Origin of the sequence: Bacillus sp. FSL K6-1000, assembly GCF_038630785.1 — a bacterium.
GTDB lineage: Bacteria > Bacillota > Bacilli > Bacillales > Bacillaceae > Bacillus > Bacillus safensis.
Window position 1 is genome coordinate 960,613 of sequence record NZ_CP152042.1, and the last position, 25,174, is coordinate 985,786.

At 40.0% G+C, this 25,174-nt stretch carries 24 protein-coding genes; 13 read left to right on the forward strand and 11 right to left on the reverse strand.

The window, feature by feature from the left end:
• The first annotated feature begins 122 nt into the window (after positions 1-122).
• Both MHI46_RS04815 and MHI46_RS04820 read left to right on the forward strand, forming a co-directional pair.
• Positions 123-1,328: a globin domain-containing protein gene (locus tag MHI46_RS04815; protein ID WP_260775623.1), complete on the forward strand. Its 1,206-nt coding sequence runs from the start codon at positions 123-125 to the stop codon at positions 1,326-1,328.
• Between the two features lie 76 nt (positions 1,329-1,404).
• Complete coding sequence (locus MHI46_RS04820) at positions 1,405-2,820, forward strand: SpoVR family protein (protein WP_260775624.1); 1,416 nt, start codon at positions 1,405-1,407, stop codon at positions 2,818-2,820.
• Positions 2,821-2,867: 47 nt separating this feature from the next.
• Here the strand turns inward: MHI46_RS04820 and MHI46_RS04825 are convergent, their stop codons facing one another.
• The gene (locus MHI46_RS04825) at positions 2,868-4,232 is read right to left on the reverse strand and encodes an alkaline phosphatase (RefSeq protein WP_058838777.1); all 1,365 of its coding nucleotides are present in this window, start codon (positions 4,230-4,232) and stop codon (positions 2,868-2,870) included.
• A 353-nt stretch (positions 4,233-4,585) separates the two neighbouring features.
• Here MHI46_RS04825 and MHI46_RS04830 point away from each other — a divergent pair, with 353 nt between their 5' ends.
• Both MHI46_RS04830 and MHI46_RS04835 read left to right on the forward strand, forming a co-directional pair.
• Positions 4,586-5,416, forward strand: a complete 831-nt coding sequence (locus MHI46_RS04830; RefSeq protein WP_048238358.1) for a C40 family peptidase — start codon at positions 4,586-4,588, stop codon at positions 5,414-5,416.
• Between the two features lie 450 nt (positions 5,417-5,866).
• Positions 5,867-7,267 carry an amino acid permease gene (locus tag MHI46_RS04835; protein ID WP_024425289.1) on the forward strand — a complete coding sequence of 467 codons (1,401 nt, stop codon included), beginning with the start codon at positions 5,867-5,869 and terminating at the stop codon, positions 7,265-7,267.
• A 63-nt stretch (positions 7,268-7,330) separates the two neighbouring features.
• Here the strand turns inward: MHI46_RS04835 and MHI46_RS04840 are convergent, their stop codons facing one another.
• Genes MHI46_RS04840 through MHI46_RS04850 form a run of 3 tightly spaced genes read right to left on the reverse strand, consistent with a single transcriptional unit; the run spans position 7,331 to position 9,151 of the window.
• Positions 7,331-7,621, reverse strand: coding sequence for a hypothetical protein (locus MHI46_RS04840; protein WP_024425288.1), 291 nt, complete (start codon positions 7,619-7,621; stop codon positions 7,331-7,333).
• The gene (locus MHI46_RS04845) at positions 7,609-8,667 is read right to left on the reverse strand and encodes an anti-sigma factor (protein ID WP_041089604.1); all 1,059 of its coding nucleotides are present in this window, start codon (positions 8,665-8,667) and stop codon (positions 7,609-7,611) included. The genes MHI46_RS04840 and MHI46_RS04845 overlap by 13 nt, the downstream gene beginning before the upstream one ends.
• Entirely contained in the window at positions 8,660-9,151 is a 492-nt protein-coding gene (locus MHI46_RS04850; RefSeq protein ID WP_024425287.1) for a sigma-70 family RNA polymerase sigma factor, read from the reverse strand. The genes MHI46_RS04845 and MHI46_RS04850 overlap by 8 nt, the downstream gene beginning before the upstream one ends.
• 370 nt (positions 9,152-9,521) lie before the next feature.
• Between MHI46_RS04850 and MHI46_RS04855 the strand changes: the two genes are divergently transcribed.
• Positions 9,522-10,124, forward strand: coding sequence for a 1-acyl-sn-glycerol-3-phosphate acyltransferase (locus tag MHI46_RS04855; protein ID WP_039177489.1), 603 nt, complete (start codon positions 9,522-9,524; stop codon positions 10,122-10,124).
• Between the two features lie 39 nt (positions 10,125-10,163).
• On the opposite strand, the gene MHI46_RS04860 is transcribed toward MHI46_RS04855, so the two are convergent.
• Positions 10,164-11,495: a hemolysin family protein gene (locus tag MHI46_RS04860; RefSeq protein ID WP_039177491.1), complete on the reverse strand. Its 1,332-nt coding sequence runs from the start codon at positions 11,493-11,495 to the stop codon at positions 10,164-10,166.
• Between the two features lie 58 nt (positions 11,496-11,553).
• Positions 11,554-11,994, reverse strand: coding sequence for a MerR family transcriptional regulator (locus MHI46_RS04865; RefSeq protein ID WP_075622707.1), 441 nt, complete (start codon positions 11,992-11,994; stop codon positions 11,554-11,556).
• Between the two features lie 337 nt (positions 11,995-12,331).
• On the opposite strand from MHI46_RS04865, the gene MHI46_RS04870 reads away from it, so the two are divergent.
• Positions 12,332-13,714: a hemolysin family protein gene (locus MHI46_RS04870; RefSeq protein WP_039177497.1), complete on the forward strand. Its 1,383-nt coding sequence runs from the start codon at positions 12,332-12,334 to the stop codon at positions 13,712-13,714.
• A 90-nt stretch (positions 13,715-13,804) separates the two neighbouring features.
• Entirely contained in the window at positions 13,805-14,197 is a 393-nt protein-coding gene (locus tag MHI46_RS04875; protein WP_034282242.1) for a hypothetical protein, read from the forward strand.
• Here the strand turns inward: MHI46_RS04875 and crcB (MHI46_RS04880) are convergent.
• From crcB (MHI46_RS04880) to MHI46_RS04890, 3 genes are read right to left on the reverse strand one after another with little or no spacing between them, the layout of a single operon-like run.
• Entirely contained in the window at positions 14,194-14,559 is a 366-nt protein-coding gene (crcB, locus tag MHI46_RS04880; protein WP_039177499.1) for a fluoride efflux transporter CrcB, read from the reverse strand. The genes MHI46_RS04875 and crcB (MHI46_RS04880) overlap by 4 nt on opposite strands.
• Entirely contained in the window at positions 14,560-14,955 is a 396-nt protein-coding gene (gene crcB / locus MHI46_RS04885) for a fluoride efflux transporter CrcB (RefSeq protein ID WP_039177502.1), read from the reverse strand.
• A 5-nt stretch (positions 14,956-14,960) separates the two neighbouring features.
• Positions 14,961-15,677 (reverse strand): glycerophosphodiester phosphodiesterase family protein, encoded by a 717-nt coding sequence (locus MHI46_RS04890; protein ID WP_039177505.1) that lies wholly within the window; start codon positions 15,675-15,677, stop codon positions 14,961-14,963.
• Between the two features lie 305 nt (positions 15,678-15,982).
• On the opposite strand from MHI46_RS04890, the gene MHI46_RS04895 reads away from it, so the two are divergent.
• The 3 genes from MHI46_RS04895 (at position 15,983) to MHI46_RS04905 (ending at position 18,098) form a co-directional block, all read left to right on the forward strand.
• Positions 15,983-16,084 carry a YhdX family protein gene (locus MHI46_RS04895; protein ID WP_017360338.1) on the forward strand — a complete coding sequence of 34 codons (102 nt, stop codon included), beginning with the start codon at positions 15,983-15,985 and terminating at the stop codon, positions 16,082-16,084.
• 164 nt (positions 16,085-16,248) lie between these two features.
• On the forward strand, positions 16,249-17,337 hold the full coding sequence (locus tag MHI46_RS04900) for a mechanosensitive ion channel family protein (RefSeq protein WP_342503142.1): 1,089 nt from the start codon (positions 16,249-16,251) through the stop codon (positions 17,335-17,337).
• Positions 17,338-17,351: 14 nt separating this feature from the next.
• Positions 17,352-18,098 carry an NAD-dependent protein deacylase gene (locus MHI46_RS04905; protein WP_251181167.1) on the forward strand — a complete coding sequence of 249 codons (747 nt, stop codon included), beginning with the start codon at positions 17,352-17,354 and terminating at the stop codon, positions 18,096-18,098.
• A 40-nt stretch (positions 18,099-18,138) separates the two neighbouring features.
• On the opposite strand, the gene MHI46_RS04910 is transcribed toward MHI46_RS04905, so the two are convergent.
• The gene (locus MHI46_RS04910) at positions 18,139-18,993 is read right to left on the reverse strand and encodes a polysaccharide deacetylase family protein (protein WP_251181166.1); all 855 of its coding nucleotides are present in this window, start codon (positions 18,991-18,993) and stop codon (positions 18,139-18,141) included.
• Positions 18,994-19,289: 296 nt separating this feature from the next.
• Here MHI46_RS04910 and dat point away from each other — a divergent pair, with 296 nt between their 5' ends.
• On the forward strand, positions 19,290-20,147 hold the full coding sequence (gene dat, locus MHI46_RS04915; RefSeq protein ID WP_251181165.1) for a D-amino-acid transaminase: 858 nt from the start codon (positions 19,290-19,292) through the stop codon (positions 20,145-20,147).
• Between the two features lie 45 nt (positions 20,148-20,192).
• Here dat and MHI46_RS04920 read toward each other — a convergent pair whose 3' ends face one another.
• Entirely contained in the window at positions 20,193-20,699 is a 507-nt protein-coding gene (locus tag MHI46_RS04920) for a universal stress protein (protein ID WP_039177520.1), read from the reverse strand.
• A 556-nt stretch (positions 20,700-21,255) separates the two neighbouring features.
• Here MHI46_RS04920 and MHI46_RS04925 point away from each other — a divergent pair.
• Both MHI46_RS04925 and MHI46_RS04930 read left to right on the forward strand, forming a co-directional pair.
• Entirely contained in the window at positions 21,256-23,013 is a 1,758-nt protein-coding gene (locus MHI46_RS04925; protein ID WP_039177521.1) for an ABC transporter transmembrane domain-containing protein, read from the forward strand.
• A complete protein-coding gene (locus tag MHI46_RS04930; protein WP_251181164.1) occupies positions 23,010-25,025 on the forward strand; it encodes an ABC transporter ATP-binding protein in 2,016 nt (671 codons plus the stop codon). Before MHI46_RS04925 ends, MHI46_RS04930 begins: the two co-directional genes overlap by 4 nt.
• Positions 25,026-25,174: the final 149 nt, after the last annotated feature.

Consider the following 25,174-nt stretch of genomic DNA (forward strand, 5'->3'; position numbering starts at 1 on the left):
AAAACTGTTCGAGAAAGTGTGAAATGTGACAACATTTAAAACATGTATTATAAATATTGCTTTTAGAGACTGTCTTCCATTACGATAAAGATGTATTTAAAATACTTCTTTTGAAAGAAGGAATGATGATGTTATCTACAGATCAAATGAATGCAATAAAGCAATCAGCTCCTCTATTAAAAGCCGAGGGAACCAAACTTGTCACTGTTTTTTATCAAAATATGATTCGCCAGCACCCGGAGCTGCTCAATCAATTTAATAAAACAAATCTTATGAACGGAAGTCAGCCAGAGGCACTTGCTGCGACACTATATCAAGCTGCACTGCACATTGATCGATTAGAGGAATTACTTCCTGTGGTCAAACAAATTGCCCATAAGCATGTCAGTGTCATGGTCAAAAAAGAGCAGTACCCAATTGTCGGATATCACCTGATTGAAGCGATGAAAGATGTGTTTGGTTTAAGAGAAGAAGATGACACTTTATTAGCGTGGAAAGCTGCATATGACATCATTGCGAATATTTTCATTACCATTGAAGCAGAAATGATGGATGAAAATGTGAAGCAGACAGGCGGATGGGCAGATGTGAAGCCGTTTGTGATAAAGAAAAAGAAGCAAGAATCTCCATCGCTTATCTCCTTTTATTTAGTACCAGAAGATGAATCAGAGCTGCCAATGTATAAAGCAGGCCAATACATTACGGTTCAGACAGATATGCCAGGAGAAGCCTATATGTGCAGCAGACAATACAGCTTATCAGACGAACATCATCCATCTTATTACCGTATTACAGTGAAGCGTGATGGTCATGTGTCCACATTTTTGCATGATGAAATGGAAGAAGGGGACGTTCTTCAAGTGAGTATGCCGCAGGGAATGTTCTGCTTGCAAGATGACATAAATGAGCCTGTTCATTTCATCAGTGCTGGATCTGGTGTCACACCAATGATTGGTTTAGTGAAAACTGCGGCACAAAACAGCCAGACATTTACGATGATTCATGCTGATCGACTAGAGGATGTCACCGCTTTTGAAAATGAGTTTGAACGCGTTTTAGCTTCAGCTACCCATGGGCGCATCATTCTATGTAATGAACAATTTGCGCAGTCTGGAAAGGGTGAGCTTGTTGAGAAAGCGGCTTCCCGCATTGATCGTCCATTTCTTCAATCGGTGATCGGAGAAGGGAAAGGCCAATTTTATCTATGCGGTTCCCCGGTGTTTACACAGGAGATCATTCATATTTTAAAAGAGCTGGGAATTCCAGCAGACCATATTCATTTCGAAGCATTTGGCGGGCAATCCACGAAAGAAATGGAAGTCGTCTAAACGGTTGGCGGAACATCATGTTTTTTTACATACGCTCATATAGTAGGGATAAGTCCGATGAGGAGGGATGGTTTCCTTGAGCGTATCTGAAAAACGTCTTTTACAAAGAGCGATTGATGAAATTACAGAAATTGCAGAAGGATTTGGTCTAGATTTTTATCCGATGAGATATGAAATCTGTCCCGCGGAAATTATTTATACGTTCGGTGCATACGGAATGCCAACACGATTCAGCCACTGGAGCTTTGGGAAGCAATTTCATAAAATGAAGCTTCATTATGATTTAGGGTTAAGTAAAATTTATGAGCTGGTGATCAATTCAAATCCTTGCTACGCCTTTCTACTTGATAACAATACGCTTGTTCAAAATAAATTAATTGTGGCTCATGTACTGGCACACTGTGATTTCTTCAAAAATAATTGTCGTTTCCAAAACACAAAACGAGATATGGTCGAAAGCATGTCAGCAGCGGCAGAGCGGATCAAAGAATATGAGCATATTCACGGAACAAAAGAAGTCGAATCCTTTTTAGATGCCGTATTGGCTATCCAAGAGCATATTGATCCGTCTCTTGTTCGATCAAAATTAAGCTGGAGTATGGACGATGAAGAAGAAGATGAAGATGATAAACCAAAACGTCAAACGCCTTATGATGATTTGTGGGGAATGGATGAGCCGAAGCCGCGTGAGAAAAAGAAAACCGTCAAGCAATTTCCGCCGAAGCCGGAAAAGGATCTTTTACTCTTTATTGAAGCGCATTCCCGGGAACTGGAGCCATGGCAGCGGGATGTTCTTACTATGCTGAGAGAAGAAATGCTCTATTTTTGGCCGCAGCTGGAAACAAAGATTATGAATGAAGGCTGGGCATCGTATTGGCACCAACGGATAATGCGGGAGCTTGATTTGGATTCAAGTGAATCGATAGAGTTCGCAAAATTAAATGCAGGTGTGGTGCAGCCATCTAAAACAGGCATCAATCCTTACTATTTAGGGCTGAAGATTTTTGAAGATATCGAAGAGCGCTATGACAATCCATGTGAAGAATTAAAAAAAGCTGGGGTCACAGAAGGATCTGGCCGCAGCAAAATGTTTGAAGTCAGGGAAATTGAATCGGATATTTCCTTTATTCGAAACTACTTAACGAAAGACCTTGTGATGAGAGAAGACTTGTACTTGTTTCAAAAGCAGGGGAGAGATTATAAAGTCATTGATAAAGAATGGAAGGCGGTACGTGATCAGTTAGTTAGCATGAGAGTCAATGGCGGCTTTCCGTATTTGACCGTGATTGATGGCGACTATTTAAAAAATAATGAACTTTATATCAAGCATTGGTATGAAGGCATTGAACTTGATCTGAAATACTTAGAAAAAGTCCTGCCGTATTTATATCAGCTATGGGGAAGAAGTGTGCATATCGAGTCCGTTCTTGAAGGAAAAGAAGTCATGTTTTCTTATGATGGAAAAGGGGTTCATAGGAAATATCTCGCATAAAAAAGACGAAAAAAGATGTCTCTTAGCAGACATCTTTTTTGCTCGTTTTATTGGTTTTTCAGCAGTTTGAAAATGTGCTTTGCTTGATCGGTGTTTTCCATCAGACCTTTTAGCTGCTCACTTGTTGGACCATATGCATAGAATGGAACTTCATCACCGGTATGACCTGATGTGGTCCAGCCTGTATGTGATCTCGTGTTGATCACTTCTTCAATCGCATCATCAATTTTAACAGCATCCTTTGTTTCAGCTGCCTTTTGAATGGCGGCTGTTTCCTCTTTTGTGAAATCAAGATTGATATATTGTTTCAGCGCTGACTCAACAGGCATGCCGCTGACAATTTTGTTTGCGATAAAGTCAGGCGTCTTTTTCGCTGCTTTGACAGGCTTGTAATCCCAGCTGCCCGAACCGTCTGCTCCAAAGGAAAGTCCGCCAGTTGAATGATCTGCTGTCGTGATGACTAACGTGTTTTTATCCTTTTTCGCAAAACGAATCGCTTCTTCAAATGCTTTCTCAAAATCCTTCATTTCGCTCATCGCACTGACAATATCATGATCGTGTCCAGCCCAGTCAATTTGACTGCCTTCAACCATAAGGAAAAATCCTTTTTTGTTTTTAGACAGCTGTTTGATGGCTGAGGATGTCATATCTTGCAGGGAAGGAGTCGTTTTATCACGATCGATGGCTTTATCTAGACCTCCATCAGCAAAAATGCCTAACACTTTTTCATTTTTGTTTTTTTGTAAGGCGGCTTTATTGGTGACATAATCATAACCGGCTTGTTTGAATTCTTTCGTCAGATCACGATCCTTTCGCACAAAATCGACAAGTCCACCGCCAAGCATGACGTCGACTGTATGCTGTTTACCGATTTTCTCATCGAAGAAATCATCAGCGATGGCTGCTGTGTTTTTCCTAGACACATCGTGAGTGGCATACGCAGCAGGCGTGGCATTCGTTAATTCAGATGTCACGACAAGACCCGTTGACTTTCCTTTGCGTTTGGCTTCTTCTAAAACGGTTTTTAATTTTTTGCCGTTTTTATTTACACCAATGGCATTGTTGTATGTCTTTTTACCAGTGGCCATGGCTGTACCAGCCGCTGCTGAATCGGTAATGTTACTTTTAGAGTCGTCAGGGTATGTTTTATGCATGCCAGTGAGGTAAGGGTCAAACGCTGTTTGCTTTGAAAGGTCACCGTTGTGTTTAAATGAGCGGTAAGTTGAAAGATAAGGTGTTCCCATGCCATCTCCAATCAGCACGATCACATTTTGCACATCATTTTTCGGCTTCTTTTTAGCCTCAGCTTTGTCAGCTTGTCCAAATTCAATCCCTGAAAAAATGCCAATCGATAGCACAGATGCTGCTGCCACTGCAGCGATTTTCGTTTTCGAGTTTTTCAACACACTCATTCATTTTGCCTCCTCATTGTTTATGTATCGCTCTTACGTTTACAATGGTAGAGCAGAAGTGTGGATTCCTTTTTACAGCATCGTAAAGTTCACTTTAAAATTGTAAAGGTCCACTTTACATAGAATGAACCAAAAAGAGAAATGAATGTATCATTTATCCATGACAAGATGCGATTATTTTGTCATGATTGTGTAATGAAAATGAAATAAAAAGAACCCTAAAAAAAAATAAATTTTGCCGAATTAATAAGCATAATGTCGTAGGAAGTCAAGACTATTTCTTCTGGTATTTGATCCTTATAATAGGGAGTAGATAAAAAATCGGATCAGATAGATACATACAGGAGGAACAAATGAAAAAACAATTGATCACAGCTGCAAGTGCAGTTCTACTTGGGACGACATTATTTGCCGGAGCTGCCTCAGCACAATCAGTAAAAGTTCAAAAAGGTGACTCTCTTTCTGTTCTAGCGAAAAGATACAAAACAAGCGTGAGCAAAATTAAATCAGACAATAAGCTGAAATCTAACGTAATTTATGTTGGACAAACCTTAAAAGTGAATGGCACTTCTTTGAAAAAAGCAGTGAAAACATCAAAAACAACAACAAAAGTAAAAACGGCTTCAGCAACTGCCACTCATAAAGTTGTCAAAGGCGATACATTATCGAAGATTGGCAAAAAATACGGGATGACTGTGAAAGAGCTGAAATCGTTAAATAAGCTTAAAACAGACCTCATCAAAATCGGACAAAAGCTAAAGGTGAAAAAGACGTCTAAAGTAAAGACGAAACCTGTAAAAGAAAAAACAGTCTCTACTTCTTCCTTAAACACGTCTAAGCTCATAGCAGATGCTAAAGCGCAGAACGGTACACCATATAGATGGGGTGGAACGACACCGAAGGGCTTTGATTGCAGCGGATTTATGTGGTATATCATTAACAAACAAAAAAAGATTTCAAGACAAACCACTGAAGGCTTCTGGGGATCGATGAAAAGTGTATCCAAACCAAAAGTTGGAGATTTTGTCTTCTTTACAACGTATAAATCGGGTCCATCTCACATGGGTGTCTACCTTGGGAACAACAAGTTTATCCATGCTGCTTCTGACGGAGTAACGATCAGTGATATGACATCAAGCTATTGGAAGCCGATTTATCTTGGAGCGAAAACATTTGTAAACTAATTCATTTTAAGAGACTGCTATGAAGCAGTCTCTTTTTTCATATATCATTTGTGCCGCGAAACTGGTCTTTTCTCATAGATCACTATCAGTCTAAAGGCTTTAAAATAACATAATTGTGGACCCGCTTTTTAAAAAAGGTCTAATTTTTGTTGCATAATAAGTATTCTAAAAAAATATAATCTTCTATGTTGTATAATAAATAGAGAAAGACAAGCTATCAATTGAATAAGGAATGGAGAAAATCTAACCCACTTATTGACAAACATTTAGTTGATATATAAGAATTTTCACTCTATTTTTAAAAAAAGTGTTTTCATTTTTTAATTTTCATATATAATAATTTTACGCCACCAATTTATTGCGCTAAATTTAATCTAAATATTCAGAAAATATTGTGAATTACATGAATGTGGCGTCTTTAGACTGATACTAAGTTTTGGGAGTGATGGTATGAGCAATTCGTTGTTTAGAAAAAAGAGCATTTCAGAGCTCATTGCGGCAACACAAGGGGAAAAAGCATTAAAAAAGGAATTGGGTTCATTTGATTTAACCATGCTTGGCATTGGAGCCATAATTGGGACAGGGATATTTGTTCTGACAGGGACAGGAGCCGTCACTGCGGGGCCAGGACTTGTTCTATCATTTGTCATCGCAGGTCTTGCTTGTTTGTTTGCAGCACTGTCATATGCGGAATTTGCTTCCACAGTGCCTGTATCAGGGTCTGTGTATACATTTACGTACGCATCAATGGGGGAATTTCTAGCGTTTATCATTGGCTGGGATTTAATATTAGAATATATGCTGGCCGCTAGTGCCGTTTCAGCGGGCTGGTCAGGCTATTTTGTGTCATTTTTAAATGGGATAGGGATTCATATACCAGTTGAATTAACAGCAGCACCAGGTGGTTTAAAGGGGCAAGTGACATATTTTAATCTTCCAGCATTTATTATTTTAATGGTCATCACTTTCCTGCTGTACTTTGGTATTAAAGAATCAAAACGAGTAAATAACATCATGGTTATTATGAAAATTGCTGTGATTCTACTCTTTATTTTAGTCGCTGTGAAATATGTAAAACCTGAAAACTGGACACCATTCGTTCCATTTGGGACATCAGGGGTCTTAAGTGCAGCAGCCCTAGTATTTTTTGCATTTATCGGGTTTGATGCAGTAGCTTCCGCGGCAGAGGAGACAAAAAATCCATCACGCAACCTGCCTAGAGGGATTATTACTTCCTTATTGATTTGTACGCTGCTTTATGTTGTTGTTAGTGCGATTATGACGGGCATCGTTCCTTTCATGAATTTTGAGGGAGTATCACATCCAGTGTCTCTCGTTTTACAAGTAGCCGGACAAAACTGGGTGGCTGGTATTGTGGATGTCGGTGCGATTCTAGGGATGACAACCGTGATGCTTGTCATGCTGTACGGCCAGACACGCGTGATGTTTGCTATGTCTCGAGATGGCTTGGTGCCGAAGGTTCTATCAAAGGTTCATCCAAAGCATAAAACACCTTACATCAATACACTGTTTTTCGGTACATTGTCAGCATTAATGGGTGGATTTATTCCACTTGATGAGCTGGCAAGCCTAGTGAACATCGGGACACTTTCAGCATTCATTTTGATTTCAGTGGCGGTCATTGTGATGAGAAAAACGCAGCCGGACTTACCGAGAGCATTCAGATGCCCAGCAGTTCCGCTTATTCCGATCTTGGCTATTCTATCTTGCGGATTGCTCATTTATAAGCTTGGTGCAATCACCTTTGTTCGTTTCTTAATCTGGCTTGCCATTGGGCTGGTTGTGTATTTCTTATATTCAAGAAAGCACTCAGAATTGAATAAAAAATAACTTAAAAAAGCCCCTGCTACTTGGTGCAGTCAAGTAACACGGGCTTTTGCTTTTGATTGCTGATTAAAAACCTAACTGAAGATCGACATCGATTGATACGATGGCATAGACACAAACAATGACAAAGATATTCAGTACGACACCGAGGAAACCTGGACCCGTACGGCCTTTTTTAATGAACAGTTCAATAATGCCAAATGGAACTGCGGCCATTGCAAAAGGTAGCATTTGAAAAGAATAAAATGTCACGTTGCTGATAATGGCGAGGTTTAGCATGAGCAGGGATAATATCGCTGTGCCGACAGAAATCCAGCCAAATACATTATGCTCTTTAAAGATTCTTACCAATTCCATAATTCCACCTCGCTCACTTTTGCCGTTTTAATGCGTTTTGTCTTCACAAATTTCTCAATTTCTTTAGAAGGTCCAGTGACCACAGAGCCATAAACCGTGACGCCATTTTGATCGATATAGCGTATACGATTAGACAGATCAAGATCAGGTCTGCCAGAGATCGTTGTTGCCCAGGTCGGGTGCTGATTGACATAAGCAAGGGCATCTTTGAATTGATCTACCTCAGTTTTGGATGTGTGCTGAAGCTCTTTTAAAAATTCAGAGTCTTTCCCAGGAAAGCCGATTGGCCGCTGATTTCCACTTAATGAATCCTCTGTTTTAATCGCATTCCACAGCACTTTCATATCGTATTTTTTAGCAAAGGAATAAACATCCTTTGGTGTGTAAGCTTTGTCATAGGATACATACACTTCACTTACTGTTCCTTCAGGAAGCTTGTCTAACGTAGTGAGTGTTTGTTTTTTTGAGGCATCTGCCTGCGCCGAAGGATGAGTAAAGAAACCTTCTGTTTCGCGTGCACTGTCACCATAATAAGAGATGGTAGGCTGCTTTAATTTATCGAAAAACATCTCGATTTGTTCACTGCCAATGGCTTCTGTTTTATTGCCAATTTGTTTTTGCAGCTTCAATTCGGTGTTCATCCCAAAAAGTTTGACCTGACCTTTTAAATCCTTCATATCTATAGCCACGTTTGGTTTGGTCAAAGCGACGGTGACAGCGGCTGTTTCCATGAAGTGATTGCCTTTGCTCTCGGCTCCGCCAACGCCGTAGTATAGATAACTTCCTAATGTACAAAGCGGTAAAATAATGAGTGTTGATATGACAGCAAGTACGGAAATACGTAAATATGACTTTCTTTTTCCGTATTGTAAAATGGCTTTTTGCTTCTCAGGACTGATGGAAAAATCTGTCCAATCCGAGTCGTTCAGTTCCTGGCTTAAGCGTTTTTCGTTTTCTTCAAGCTCTTCCTCAAACGCTATCATTTCTTCCTCATTCATCTCACCATTATTATATTTTTCCCATCGCTTGTTAAACTCTTCATTCATCATTAACACCTCTGTTGTAAAGTGCTTTTAGGCGCTGCCTTGCACGAAATAAAACACTTTTAAAATTTGCTTCAGTAATATTCATGACCTTGGATGCTTCCTTGTAATTTAGTTCTTTTAAATAATACAATGTCAACGCTTCCTTGTAGTTATCTGGAAGCTGCTCCAAATACATGGTGAGTACTTCCTTTATTTCAACCTGTTCAGCAGGGCTTTGTACAGACGTTTGTAAAAGACCACCAATAAGGTCATCCGATATGGTCACTTCTTTTTTATGTTTCCTGACATAATCAATAAAAGCATTTCGTGCCACCTGAAATAACCAAGGTTTCACTTTGCTATGGTCGTAGGAATGAATATGTATATAAGCACGCATAAAGGTTTCCTGCAATAAGTCCTCTGCCAAATGTTTGTCTTTTGTCATGGAGAGCAGAAACCTGTAAACATCGTTCATATACATTTGATAAATTTCATCGATCGTCACTGATTTTTCTCCCCTCTATGTTATACACGCATAAGAAAGGCATAAAGTTGCACGAAACTTCTCATTACCGTACATTACTCATTTCTTTCGCCGAATCAAAATCATTTCTCCTTATCATAGCGAAATTTGCATCATTTATAAAGTATTTTCAATAGAACAAATCAGGAAAAAACATCGAAAAACGACAAAATTGGACACAATTCCTATTCTATTCTCCCCTAAAACCATGTGCTTGAATACAGTCAGAACGTTCATTTTAAACGAAAAAGACAGGGAGGATTGGGCTGCTCATAAATTTTTAGTACCAGGTAATAAAAAATTTGTTATAATAGAGACAAATCCTTCATTTTTCAAACAAAGGAAGTGCACTATGTATAAATTTTCAGGCTATACCGTCAAATTAATATTTGGTCTCCGAGGTGGAATCAAAGTATATCAAAAAGAGAATCTGCCAACTGATCGGGGGTTTGTCATTGCTTGTACACATGAGGGTTTTGTGGATGTTCTTGCATTAGGCGCAGGAATTCTTCCGTTTGAGATCCATTACATGGCCAAAAAAGAATTGTTTGCGAATAAATGGATCGGTGGATTTTTAAAAAAGATTCATGCCTTTCCAGTTGATCGAGAGAACCCTGGGCCAAGCAGTATTAAAACGCCCATTAAATTATTAAAAGAGGGAAAGATCGTTGGGATTTTTCCAAGCGGAACACGTACAACAGAGGATGTTCCTTTAAAAAGAGGGGCAGTGACCATTGCGCAGCTCGGTAAAGCGCCAATTGTTCCAGCTGCATATAAAGGACCTTCAAATGCGAAAAGTCTTTTCAAAAAAGGGAAAATGCGCTTAATCATCGGTGAACCGATTGAACTGTCTGAATTTGACCATCTCCCGCCAAAAGAAAGATTAGGTGCCATGACGGAAGTATTAAACACGAGAATCAAAGAGCTAGAAGCTCAATTAATTGAAAAGTCATAAGAAAAACGACCGCTTGCTTAGGCAAGGGTCGTTTTTTTATTAAGAAGCGCCTTCTTCAGCTGCTTCTAATAATTGTTCATTTAACTTTTTTACTTCGATGTATGCCACATGGTGTCCATCGACTTCATTAATGATAAATTCATAGCCTTGTTCACGAATGGCGTCATTTTTCTCTACTTCATATTTCTGAGTAAGGAACCAGCCGCCGATTGTGTCGACCTCTTCATTATCAAGCTGTATACCTAATAGCAGGTTGACTTGATCAACAAGGACCTTGCCATCAAAGATGTAATGGTCTTCTCCAAGTTTACGCACTTCGTTGATTTCATCAATGTCGAACTCATCACGAATTTCACCGACGATTTCTTCAAGAATGTCTTCAACAGTGACAAGACCTGCTGTACCGCCATATTCATCAGATAAAATGGCCATGTGTACACGTTCACGCTGCATTTTGAGCAATAAATCATGAACAGGAACCGTTTCAATCACATGAATAATCGGATTCACAAACTTTTCGATCGTATCACTTGTAGAACACTCACCGCTAATGCAGGCAGTGAGAACCTCTTTAATATTTAGAACACCGATAATGTTGTCTTTGTCGCCATCTTCAATTGGATAACGTGTATATTTTTCTACCTTTGTTACCTTCAACATTTCCTCAATGGTAATATCATGAGGGAAGCTGACAACTTCAGTACGAGGAATCATAATTTCTTTCGCCAGACGGTCATCAAATTCGAAAATTTTATTTACATATTTGAATTCAGACTGGTTAATCTCGCCGCTCTTATAGCTCTCTGATAAAATAATCCGCAATTCTTCTTCAGAGTGCGCCATGTCATGCTCAGATACTTGCTGAAGACCAAACGCTTTTGTTAACAAACGAGCAGAACCATTTAATACCCAAATGAACGGGAACATCACTTTGTAAAAGATCATCAGTGGTCTAGCAAATAGAAGGGATACTTGCTCCGCCTTTTGAATGGCAAGCGTTTTTGGTGCAAGCTCTCCAACGACAACGTGTAAAAACGTCATGATACTAAACGCAATAATAAAAGTGACAATAGAACTAGCTGATTGAGGAATGGACAGCTCTACAAATAATGGAGCAAGCATATGTGCAATTGTTTCTTCCCCTAACCAACCAATACCAAGGGCGGTAATGGTAATACCAAGCTGACAGGCTGATAGGTACTCATCAAGGTGAGTCGTTACATGCTTGACAGCAACTGCTGTTTTATTACCTTCTGCGATTAACTGATCAATTCTTGAGCTTCTTAAGCGAATGATCGCAAACTCTGATGCAACGAAAAACGCGGTTAAAGCTATAAGTAAAGCAACTATGAGTAAATTAACTATGTCCAATTAAGGCCTTCGTTCTGACTTTGAGAACGAAGGTAACACCTCCTGTTTAGTAAAAATTTTAACTTAACAGCAGTAAAAATGATTGGACAGCCGTCATTTTTTCAGGAGTAAGCTGTTCTTTTAGTTTTTCACGTTGTTCTGGCTGAAGCTGCTTACAACGTGCCAAAATGCGGTCCATATGCTCATTCATCCGATCGATATCAGAGGTTAAATGGACAAGTTCATCTTGATCTTCCTTTTGAGAAGGAAATTGTTCATCTAATCTGGATTTGATGTCAGAAAGAGCCAATCTCTGCTGTTTGCAAAGAACGATTAATTGTAATCGTTTTAAAGCATATTCATCGTAATAACGATAATTTGAGCAAGATCTAACAGGCGCAAGCAAACCTAGATTTGTATAATAATCTACAGTTCGTTTCGTTACCTGTGCAATCTGTGCTAGTTCACCAATACGATACTTTTTCTCAGCCCCATCTGAACATCTCCTCCTAACCGTCACGTTATAGTTTATGAAAATAGTTTAATATAATTCTAGTCTGAAACACAAGTTAATTGTTCATATTTCCTGCCAATAAGAAGAAACAGAGGAGGATTTCCCTCAATTTAGTCAGTCATGTCAAAAACAGCATGATGATACAGGAATTTTCAGATTATTTATGGTAAGATAAAATGAATACCGTTTCATATATATGTAGAGAGGCGGAATTTCACGTGAACCGGAGGTGGTTAAGTGGGGCCCTCAAAGTCGTCTTATTTAATCAGTTAACCGTTTTGCAAAACATAACATCATCAATCAGGAGGTGACTCCTTGTTCTTCAAAGAAAGAGCAAGGTTAAATGGACGATATTGTTAATCTGAGTATAGTCGGTGTTTTGATTGCTTTAACAGCTTTCTTTGTTGCATCTGAATTTGCCATAGTAAAGGTGAGAAGTTCAAGAATTAATCAGCTTGTTGCCGAAGGGTCCAAAAAGGCCATCATGGCGAAAAAGGTGACATCAAGGCTAGATGAATATTTGTCAGCCTGTCAGCTCGGTATTACAGTGACATCCCTTGGTTTAGGGTGGATTGGTAAGCCGGCTGTGAAAGAACTTTTGGTTCGAGGTTTTGGTTTGACAAACATTCCTGATTCAGCAATCAGCCTGATCTCAGCAACACTTGCGTTCTCTATTATTACCTTTTTGCATGTGGTTGTAGGTGAGCTTGCACCAAAAACGCTTGCCATTCAAAAGGCGGAAAAAATGACGCTATGGCTGTCAGGCCCGCTGCATGCATTTTATATCCTTATGTTCCCTTTCATTTATGTGTTAAACGGGTCAGCCCGTTTGTTAACTAAAATGATGGGCATCGATATGGGGTCTGAAAAAGAACATTCCCATTCTGAAGAGGAACTGAAGATTTTATTATCTGAGAGCTTAAAAAATGGGGAAATCAACCCATCAGAATATAATTATATGAACAAGATTTTCGATTTCGATAATCGAATTGCCAGAGAGATCATGATACCGCGCAGAGAAATTTGTGCGATTCCAGAAGATATGCCGTTAGATGATATCCTCGCCATTATGACGCAGGAAAAGTATACACGTTTCCCTGTGTTTTCAGGAGATAAAGACCATGTTATCGGCATGCTGAACAAAAAGCAGCTCTTTGCAGATCTTGTGTATCAAGGAGAAAAAGATCAACTGAAAATTCAAGATTATATATATCCAGTGATTGAGGTCATCGACACGATTCCTATTCAAGAGCTTCTCGTCAAGATGCAGCGTGATCGAATGCATATGGCGATCTTAACTGACGAATATGGCGGAACGTCTGGGCTTGTCACAACGGAAGATATTTTAGAAGAGATTGTCGGAGATATTCGAGATGAATTCGATGAAGATGAGCAGCCAGTTATTCAAAAAAGAGCCGATCATCATTATGTTTTAGATGGCAAAGTGAGATTGGATGAAGTTCAAGATTTGATCGAGATTTCATATCATGATGAGGAAATTGATACAATCGGCGGGCTCATCTTAAAAGAGAATATTGATATTAGAGAAGGACAATCCATCTATCTTGATGATATTCGAATGAAAGTGCTGGAAATGGATGGACGTTACGTTAAAAAGATTGATTTAAAAAAAGGTGTCACATCGGCAGAAAAAGGCAGTGCACGCACTGGGCTTGATATAAAGGAGCCGCTGCTAGTAAACGAAATGACCTTGAGCGAAAAATAAGCTCAAGGTTTTTTTAGGTATTTAGTCTCTTTTAAACGAATATATGTTCGGTATATAATAAGAACAAACGTTCGATAAAGGGGGATGGACATGCTTTGGTACGAAACAGCAAGTATCACGGAGAAAAAAACCTCAATGAAACGAATTGAGTTTCATTTGAAGAATTTCAAAAATTATCAAGCAGCGATCTTAAATATCGAAAGGCAGCTTGAAAAAAGAAGCCCGCATCATCTCGACCACATGACACGGAAAAAGTTAGAAGAGCAAAAAAGTCAGTATGAACTCATCGTTGCTTGTATTGAAACGGCATTAAAAGAGTTGGATGAAATAGAGCAGCAGCTCATCGATTATAAATATTTTCGAGATTGGCGGATGGCAAAATGTGCAATGGAAATCGGCTATAGTGAAAAAACACTCTTTTTGATGAAGCGCCAGCTCATGGATCAGTTGCTCATCAGCTTAGCCGCCATCACCAATATTTAAAAAAGATGCTGTCCTATTTGATAAAACGCAGCAAACAGACATAAAGACCCGATGATGGTGACCAATAAGTAGACAGCAAGCTGTCCAATTTGCCGCTCATGCAGCATGGACGCAGCCTCTACACTAAATGTAGAGAATGTTGTAAAACCACCGAAAAAACCAGTCCCAATGATCATAAGCAGCGGATCATTGTTAGTCACTGCACCTGTCAGTAAACCTAAACCGGCTGCGCCGAGTAAGTTGATGAGAATAATACTAAACGGAAAACGAGTATGAAACTTGGTTTTCTGAATCGATTGACTGAGGAAAAAACGAAGGGCACTGCCTATCCCGCCAGCAACAGCTGTATACAATACAATCATTTATCTGCTTCCTTTCGGCTGCTCATTTTGTTGAAAGAGGTGCTGAGCGGTGATCAGTCCACATAAGGCAGCGCCCACTCCAGCAATCACTGAGAGTAGAATGTACATGACACTTGATGTGAACAGTCCATCCTGTAATAAGAGAACTGTTTCTTTAGAAAAAGTGGACATTGTCGTAAAACCACCACAAAATCCTGTTCCGATTAAAGCAGCAAGATATTTTTTTCCCTTCCGAAACATAAAATACCCTGTTGAAAAGCCAAGAAGCAGACTGCCTATAATGTTTTCAATCAGCGTTGCATAGGGGAATGTGTGGCTGACAACGGACTGGCTAAGTTCATATCTACAAAGGGTACCAACCAGTCCACCGATAAATACGGCGAGATATGCTTTCATTTACATCATTTCTCCTTTAGAAAAAATGGCGGGTGATCCGTCACCACTCCATCAATGGGATATGTTTTGATCCTGTCGGCTGTTTTTTGGTCATTCACTGTCCATACAAAGACATCCATTCCAAATGAGTGGATGCGATCAATCCACCATCTGTTGATCAGCGTTTTCTTCATATTAAGGCAATCCGCAAAGGAGCTGTACTCCGCTAATTTCCTTTTCGTCAGTTTGAAGGCAGAGGGTTTTATAATAAAAGCCGTTCGAAGAGAAGGGGCGTAAGCTTTGACTCTTTGAAGGGCATTGGCATCAAAAGATTGAACCATGATGTGACGGGAATAGGCAAACCGGTTGATGATGTCGACAACTGCTTTTTCAATCCCAATCTGCCGTTTTGGATGCTTGATCTCAATCAGTATCCCGACACGCTGACTGTACCTTTGAAGGATTTCCTGTAAGGTGGGAATTCGTTCGTTGGCGTACTGAGAATCAAACCAGCTTCCTGCATCCAGTTTCTTCAGCCGATCAAGTGTATAACTTTTCACTAATCCGCTTCCGTTACTCGTTCGATCAACGGTATCATCATGGATAACGGCTACGTGCTGATCCATTGTCAGCTGGACGTCTAACTCAATATAATCCGCACCCTGCTGAACAGCTAAATCAAATGCGGCGATTGTATTTTCTGGGGCAGCGCTTGATGACCCTCTATGTGCGATAATATACACATGCTCCAGCTCCTGACATAAGTTCTGGTCTTATCATATCAAATTTTTGCTGTTTTTCCTTCTTTACTATATGGAACGAGGGAGAGCTGTATGTAATGGAACATGGCTTGTGGTGAGAAAGCATCGTGTATAAAAGGTGAAAAGTTGCAGGAATATCCCAAGCTCTTATTGAGTAAATCTGAACTACATCATTTTTTCTTCGATCAATTTTGTCCAAATCGTCAGCGTTCGTCAAAATATTAGTGCTTTCGTCATGTTGACTGAAAATTCTGATGTTTTATAATGATGAAAAGGAGGCGAGATGATTGGGTAAAGGGAGAATTAGAGTGGAAGAACGTATTAAGGCCGAAACGGATGCTGAAATGTTTAAAGCGACTCTCCTTGATCAGGCTCAGAAGAAAAAGTAGTTTGCTGCCCGTCGATATGTCTCTAGCCAAAATTTCATATTTGAACATCATGCCTCGGGATTATTCCCGAGGCTTTTTATGTAGAGGTCAGACATTTAAGAGAGGACATGAACGAAGGTTATATTATAAACTAGAGAGGATTGTTTTAAAGGAGAGAGACAGACATGTTTACACAAAAATGGATGGATACATATTTTACAGTAGATATTGCGATCCAAATTGGAATTAGCCTTTGTATTTTATTGCTTTTTTTATTGCTTCGGAAAGTATTTACGAAGTATTTATTTCAACTTCTGTTTAGGCTGACAAATCGGTCTAAGACGGAGGTCATTAACCAAATCGTTGTGGCATTTGAAAAACCAGCCAGGCTGTTTTTCGTGGCACTTGGTTTATATTTTGCGTTAAGACAGGCACCATACTTTGAGCATCATATGGATGTCATCATTAAATTGTATAGATCCTCCATTATTTTGATGCTGACGTGGGGACTTTGTAATTTAACTGCAGCATCTTCCTTCTTATTTCAAAAGGTCAATTCGAAATTTGAATTAGAAATGGATGATATTTTAGCACCGTTTTTATCAAAGGTACTTCGTTTCATTATTATCGCACTAAGTATTAGTATCATTGCACAAGAATTTAATTATGATGTCAATGGACTTGTGGCAGGTCTTGGTTTAGGTGGTCTAGCCTTTGCGCTGGCTGCGCAGGATACAGTGGCTAACTTTTTTGGAGGGATTGTCATCATTACAGAGAAGCCTTTTACGATGGGCGACTTTGTGGAGACACCAAGTGTTCTTGGGACTGTTGAAGATATTACATTTCGAAGCACAAAGTTTCGAACACCTGCTAAAGCCGTTGTGACCGTTCCGAATTCTACGCTTTCTAAGGAGCCGATCACAAACTGGACGAGAATGAATAAACGTCAGATTACGTTTTCTGTTCGCGTTTCCTACAATACACCAAAGGAAAACATTGATCAGTGTATTAAGCGTCTCAAACAGATGCTTCACGAGCATGATGGTGTGCATAAGGAGACGATTATGGTGAATCTCGATGTATTGGCAGACAGCTATTTGAACTTGTTTTTCAACTTTTACACAAATACGACAGCTTGGTCTGAAAATCTTGATATTAAGCAGGACATTAACTATCGCATCATAGATATTTTCCACGAAGAAGGCGTGGAATTTGCTTTCCCTGGTCAGGCTATTTATATGAAACAAAAAGGTGAGAAACAGCTGGGTGAATAAAGGAGGGATGGTACGTGGATCAAAAAAAGGTGGAAGCGCTAAGAGAGAGAATATCGCAGGCTTCACATATCACAGTACTCTCAGGTGCAGGTATGAGTACAGAATCGGGTATTCCTGATTTTAGATCAACGGGTGGATTGTGGACGGAAGATACTTCTCGCATGGAGGCGATGAGCCGATCCTACTTTTTATCAAATCCTCATCAATTTTGGCCGAAATTTAAGGAATTGTTTCAGATGAAAATGAGCGGGGAATTCGAGCCAAATAGCGGGCACATCTTTTTAGCCAGCCTTGAGCACCAAGGGAAGCATGTGGATATTTTTACCCAAAATATTGATGGTCTTCATAAAAAGGCGGGAAGCCAGCACGTATATGAACTCCATGGTTCCATTCAAACGGCTACTTGTCCATCGTGCCAGGCGGTATATGATTTGCCTTATTTGTTAAAAGAAGAGGTGCCTGTCTGTCAAAGGGTTTCCTCTGATGGCAGTACGTGTGGACGTGTGCTAAAAACAGATGTTGTTCTTTTTGGAGATATGGTCAAACATTTAGACCAAGTGGAGGCATCTCTTCAGAAAACGGACATGCTGCTCGTCATGGGGACTTCCCTGGAGGTAGCGCCAGCAAGATATATTCCAGAAGATGCAGCCCATGATCCTTCCATCTTTATGGTGATGATGAATTTAAGTGAAACAGAATTCGATCCGCTTTTTGATCTTGTCTTTCATGTGCGAATTGGCGATCTCGTGAAAGCTTTATAAATCATTAAAAAACCCGCAACCTAAAGGTGCGGGTTTTTCTTTATTGCTGCAGCGGCTTCATTGTTTCATCAAGAACTTCAAATGTATAGCCCTTCGCCTTTAGCTGCGTAATTAAGCTGCTTAAGTATTTTGCCGTCGCCGGCTGATCATGCATTAAGATGATTTTTGGTTCTTTTGGATATTTTGTCTCCAGCACTTGCAGCTGATTTAATACCTCTGGTACATATTTTGAGCTTTTATATTTCCAGTCCAGACTGTCAATGGTCCAATCCCAGTAGACAAAGCCTTTTTGTTTTAAACGTGCTTTTTGCTGATCAGTTAAATTGGGGGTGCTGCCATAAGGTGTTCTTACAAGATGGGTATACTCACCTGTGACAGAAGCCAAAATGCGCTGATCTTCCTTCATCTCGTTAACAGGAGAATCACTTTTTTGATAAAAGCGTTTCACATCATGGGTAATACCATGAAGCCCTAATTGATGACCTTCTTGATGGAGTCTTTTCACAGCTGCCGGGTGTTGTTTAATCTGCGGCCCGAGCATAAAGAATGTAGCCTTCACTTTTTGCGCTTTTAGCACATCTAACAGCTGATTTGAAGTCGCTGATGGACCATCATCAAAGGTTAAAAAGATTGTTTGATCCGTTACATGTTTATTAGAATCGATCTTAAAATGTGCATCTAATGTTTTCCTAGAAGCATCTTTTGCTTTCATACTAGTGCTTGTGTCCCTAAATTGACTGCTCGCAGACAATTTCGTCGGCTGATCTGCTGCCTGCATATTGGTTTTGGACATATCCCAAATAAAAAAGAGGATCAGTGTCAGAATGACAAAACAAATCGCCTTTGAGAGCAGCATTGTGTTTGAAGGTGTCTGTTTTTTTTTAACCCGTTGCATTACAATCGCTCCAATAAATCAAAAATTTGTGTCGAATCATGTAGTAGATTCTGTCTTTTTCCGCTGTTTTTTGTCATGTTTATATGGTGTCAGTATACAGGAAAAAAGAGCCTATGAATATAGAAGATGCTAAAAAATTGGAATCTTTTTGGTTATGAATCTATATTTGTTACAATAGAAAGTTATCCATTTCATATGATGTGAAATAATTCTGAATAATCATTGAAACGTACTCATTTATCCGCTAAGATAGCATCAGATTCAACCATTATTGCAAAGCGAAGGGGAGATTCCATATGAAAGTATTGTACAATGGAGATTTCATTGAAAAAAAAGATGCACATGTTGATATTGAGGACAGAGGCTATCAATTTGGTGACGGAGTCTATGAGGTCATCCGAGTATACAATGGTACTTTGTTTACGTTAAAGGAGCATACAGAGCGTCTGTTCAAGAGTGCAAAGGAAATTGGTATTCATCTGCAAGGTACAGTATCTGATATGGAAGAAAAGTTAAAACAGCTCGTCGCTCACAATCAATTAACAGATGGCGGTGTATATATTCAAGTCACGCGGGGAGTCGCTCCTCGTAAGCATCAATATAGCGATTCTCTCACTCCTCAAATCACGGCATATACGTTCCAGGTGAAAAAGCCTGTTCAAGAACAGACAGCTGGTGCAAAGGCCATATTATCTGAGGATCTTCGCTGGTTAAGATGTGATATCAAAAGCTTAAACCTTTTATATAACATCATGGAAAAGCAGAAAGCATCTGAAGCTGGTGCGTTTGAAGCAATCCTGATAAGAGACGGCTTTGTGACCGAGGGAACCTCCTCGAATGTATATGCCGTTATTGACGGCGTGATTCGCACTCATCCAGCCACCAATCTCATTTTAAACGGCATTACCCGTAGAAAGCTGTTAGAAGTATGTGAGGAAGAAGGGTATAGTGTTGAAGAGACTCGTATAAGTAAAGAAGAACTGCTGCGCGCGCAGGAAATTTTCATCAGCTCGACGACGGCTGAAGTCATTCCGATTGTTGAAATAGATGGCGAGCCAGTAGGGAAAGGCGTTCCAGGCGAGCTGACAAAGCGCGTACAGGAAGGCTTCCAGCAAAAAATTAAACATGAAAGTGAAGCATCGATCTCTTCATAAATAAAAAAGGCTGTAAACATTCGTTTACAGCCTTTAGTGATGCATTTATTTCACAATAAGCACAGGTATATCTGATTTTGCTGATAACTTTTCACTCACACTGCCAAATAGCATTTTTTTCAATCTGCTTTGGTCACGTGCTCCCATGACGATGAGGTCTGCTGATATTTCCTCAGCATATTCGATAATCGCTTCTGCTGGTTCTCCCTCCACGATTTCAATGGCAGCCTCAAACTGCTCCTCATTTAAAAGCATTCGTGCTTCTGCGACGACCTCTTCTGTATGGTCTTCAAAAATCAAGGGACTTTGCTGTTCATCATGAGGCACATACACAGGGGGTGTTTGAAGATCTGCCATGCCGCCGCCGATATAAGCTCCGCCAGTCATTGGGCGCGGTGCATCAAACACCTGTCTGCCTGTTTTGCCATCATGGGCATAGGCAACGGTCAGCTTGGCATGCAAGGTTTTGGCTAAAGCGATTGCCTTTTTTAATGCTTTCTTACTGTCTTCATGTCCATCAAACGCAACGACCATCCGATCAGCTTGAAACAATATCCTCATTCCTTTCAAAAGGAGTCTTTACACTCATGGTATACCCGTTAATAGAAAAAGATACACATAAGAGAGATTGATTTTTGTTAGAAAATTTCATTTATTGAAAAATATTTATTGACAAAATGGTGACAGCCACTATAAGATAAAAAAAGATTCAAGAGCCAAAAGGAGGAAATGTCATGTGCAACATTGGAAGAATGAAATCAAACTGCATGAATGGGTTGATTCACGTGACAATTACACCTTCATTGGTCATTGAAAAGGAACTCGTATGTTCCAATTGATCGGATGAATCAAGGCGTATGTTGCGTATTTGTCAACATGCGCCTTTTTACATGACGAAAAGAGGCGTACCAGCTAGCTGGTGGCCTCTTTTTTTGTTGTATTCATTTCGCATTCCGAAATAAAGGAATGGAAAACAACAAGTAAATGAAGAGGAGTGAAAGCATGTGAACATGCCAAAATCAAGGCAAATGACAAAAACTCAAAAAACGAAACAAGGTGACTTGCAGGAAAATTTAGAAAGCGGCTAGCTTGAAAAGGAGAGACAAACATGTTTTCAGTATTTGCGAAATTAGGCTGGTTCTTTAAACAAGAGTGGAGGCGTTATACAATCGCTATTACGCTTCTGCTCATTGTGAATGTGCTTGAAATGCTGCCGCCAAGATACCTTGGCCAGGCAGTGGATGACATTCGTTCTGGTCAATTTACAACATCAAGTATTTTGTTTTATGTGACCATTTTTTGCTTACTAGGTGTCGTCGTCTATACACTTACATATTTTTGGATGTATCAGTTATTTGGCGGCGCAAATGTCATGGAGCGTGTGATGCGCGGGAAACTGATGCGCCACTTGCTGAAGATGACACCGACCTTTTATGAAAAGAAAAAAACCGGTAACTTAATGGCATTAGGAACAAACGATTTGAATGCTGTGGCCTTAACGACAGGTTTTGGCGTTCTGACCTTGGTTGATTCCACTGCTTATATGCTGATGATCTTCTTTACAATGGGTCTGACAATTAGCTGGAAATTAACCTTAATGGCGATTATCCCTATGCCGCTGATGGCGCTCTTAATTGCGTTTTATGGCAGCAAAATCCATGAGCGCTTTACTGTCGCTCAGGATGCATTTGGTGATATGAACGATCGTGTTCTTGAATCAGTGGCAGGCGTTCGAGTCATTCGGTCTTTTGTACAGGAGAAACAAGATGTCGAACGCTTTCGCGAAATGACAGATGATGTATTCCAAAAAAACATGCGAGTGGCGATCATTGATTCCTTGTTTGAACCGACAGTGAAATTACTTGTGGGGATCAGCTACTTAATCGGAATCGGCTACGGAGCCTATCTCGTATTCCAAAGTGATTTAACCATTGGGGAGCTTGTTGCATTTAACGTCTATCTTGGCATGATGATCTGGCCAATGTTTGCGATCGGCGAATTGATTAATATTATGCAAAGAGGAAATGCGTCGTTAGACCGGTTGAATCATACACTCAGCTACAAGCCGGACGTAACAAACGCTGCTCAGCCGAAAACGTTACAAGAGCCTGGAGATATTGAGTTTGATCACGTGACATTCAGGTATCCAACTTCACCTAAAGATAATCTCATTGATGTGTCCTTTACCGTTCGAAAAGGGCAGACGATTGGGATTACAGGCAAAACGGGAAGCGGCAAAACGACCATTGTCAAACAGCTTCTGCGCCAGTACCCGGCAGGTGATGGGCAAATATTGCTATCAGGTGTTCCAATCCAAGACATTGAATTAGATCAGTTATTTCAATGGATCGGATACGTACCTCAGGATCATATTCTTTTCTCAAAAAGTGTGGAACAGAATATGCGCTTTGGTCATCGGGACGCGAAACAAGATGAGTTAGCACAAGCAATCAAAGATGCTTACTTTGAAAAGGATCTACGCCTTCTGCCAGAAGGTTTGGAGACCATGGTTGGGGAAAAAGGTGTTGCGCTGTCAGGCGGACAAAAACAGCGAATATCCATTGCACGTGCTTTATTAATTGATCCAGACATTTTAATTTTGGATGATTCATTGTCTGCAGTAGATGCAAAAACAGAAACCGCTATCCTAGAAAATCTAAGACAAAACCGTCATGGCAAAACGACGTTTATTACGACTCATCGCCTATCAGCTGTTGAACATGCGGATCTCATTCTTGTCATGGAAGAAGGACGCATTGTCCAAAAAGGCACTCACAACGAGCTCATCCAGCAGGATGGGTGGTACAAAGAACAATTTTTGCGTCAGCAGCTGACAAATCAGCTGGAAGGAGGGGATGAGGCATGACAACAGGAAGAAGACTCCTTGCCTACGCACTCCTATATAAGAAAGTACTGTCTGTTGCCTTAATCTTTCTAATGATTGCAGTTGGTGCTGAGCTGACAGGACCGTTTATTGGGAAGAAAATGATTGATGATCATATTTTAGGTGTAGAAAAACCGTATGTCGAGGTCAATGAAAAGACAGATAAAACCGTTTATTACCAGGGAAATAACTATATACGAAGCGATCGATTAAACAATGGACTGGATTCTGGAAACCAAATCAATGTGGTGCAAGTCGGATTCGGCTACTATTTTGTGAATGAGCCGATTCGTTTTGATGGAAACAGAAAGATATCGGGAGATCAGCTCACCATTGATAATGGGAAAGAGCGTGAGACCTATGAGGTACAGCGCTTATCAAAAGAAGAGATTTTTGCTTTTTATCAGCCAGAAATCAGTGGTTTGGTGCAGCTTGTTCTATTTTATCTAGGGCTGCTCATCGTTGCGATTTTCTTTCAGTATGGGCAGCATTATTTGCTCCAGAGGATTGCAAATCGAATTATTCAAAAAATGAGGGTAGACGTCTTTGAGCACATCCAAACGCTGCCGATCCGATATTTTGATAATTTACCGGCTGGAAAGGTTGTCGCGAGAATCACCAATGACACGGAAACCATTCGTGACCTATATGTAACAGTCCTTGCTAATTTTGTGACGAGTGCCATTTACATGATTGGGATTTACATTGCCATGTTTTTATTAAATGTGAAGCTGGCACTCATTTGTTTGGTCGCAGTACCAATTATATTCCTATGGTCGATGACTTACAGAAAGTTTGCATCCGTGTACAATCACCGAATTCGTTCGATCATCAGTGAAATCAATGCCAAGTTAAATGAAGCCATTCAAGGGATGACCATTATTCAAGCGTTTCGTCATGAGAAAGCGACGAAAGAGGAATTTGATGAGCTGAACAACAATCACTTTCGGTATCAGCGAAAGATGCTGCATTTAAATTCACTTCTTTCACATAACTTGGTTAACCTGCTGCGAAATTTAGCATATGTGGCGCTCATTTGGTATTTTGGCGGTGCGTCATTAAGTGCGACAGGCATTGTGTCCATTGGTGTGCTCTATGCGTTTGTCGATTATTTAAATCGATTGTTTCAGCCGATCACAGGTATTGTGAATCAATTCTCTAGGTTGGAATTAGCAAGAGTTTCATCGGAAAGGGTGTTCCGATTATTAGATGAACCCGGTACAGAAGTGGAAGAACCTGTTCAGAAGAAGCTGGAGGGACACGTTCAGTTCAAAGATGTCACCTTTGCTTATAATGAAGGGAAAAATGTCTTAAAGAACATTACGTTTGAAGCTAAGAAAGGTCAAACGGTTGCACTTGTGGGGCATACTGGTTCTGGGAAAAGCTCGATCATGAACTTGCTGCTGCGTTTTTATGACATTCAGCAAGGAGATATTCTCATAGATGGCGAAAGCATATATGATCAGTCGCGTCAAACGCTGCGTAAACAAATGGGCATTGTGCTGCAAGACCCGTATTTATTTTCGGGAACGATTGCCTCCAATGTCAGCTTAGGAAATGAAGACATCAAAAGAGAAACCATTGAATCCTCATTAAAGCAAGTAGGCGCAGCAGAGTTATTGAAGCATCTGCCGCAAGGCTTTGATGAACCAGTCGTTGAAAAGGGAAGCACCCTTTCCTCAGGGGAACGTCAGTTGATTTCATTTGCGCGCGCATTAGCGTACGATCCAGCAATTTTAATTTTAGATGAAGCCACCGCCAACATTGATACAGAAACAGAAGCGATCATTCAGCGGGCGCTTGATGTAGTCAAAGAAGGACGAACGACTTTTGTGATTGCTCACCGATTATCCACGATTAAGAAAGCCGATATGATCTTGGTGTTAGAAAAAGGTGAAATCGTCGAGCGTGGCAGTCATGAACAACTCATGCAGCAAGAAGGGCTGTATGCGCAAATGTATGAACTGCAAAAAGGCGCTGTTGCAAACAGTTGATGAAATTATAAATAGAGAAAGCCTCTTTCAATTGAAAGAGGCTTTAAAAATGAAATTTAAGTAACATTACTATTATCAGTGGAATATATCGTTCTAACTTTAAATTTAATATAAATATAATCGTAAAGTATCGTAAATATGGTTTATTA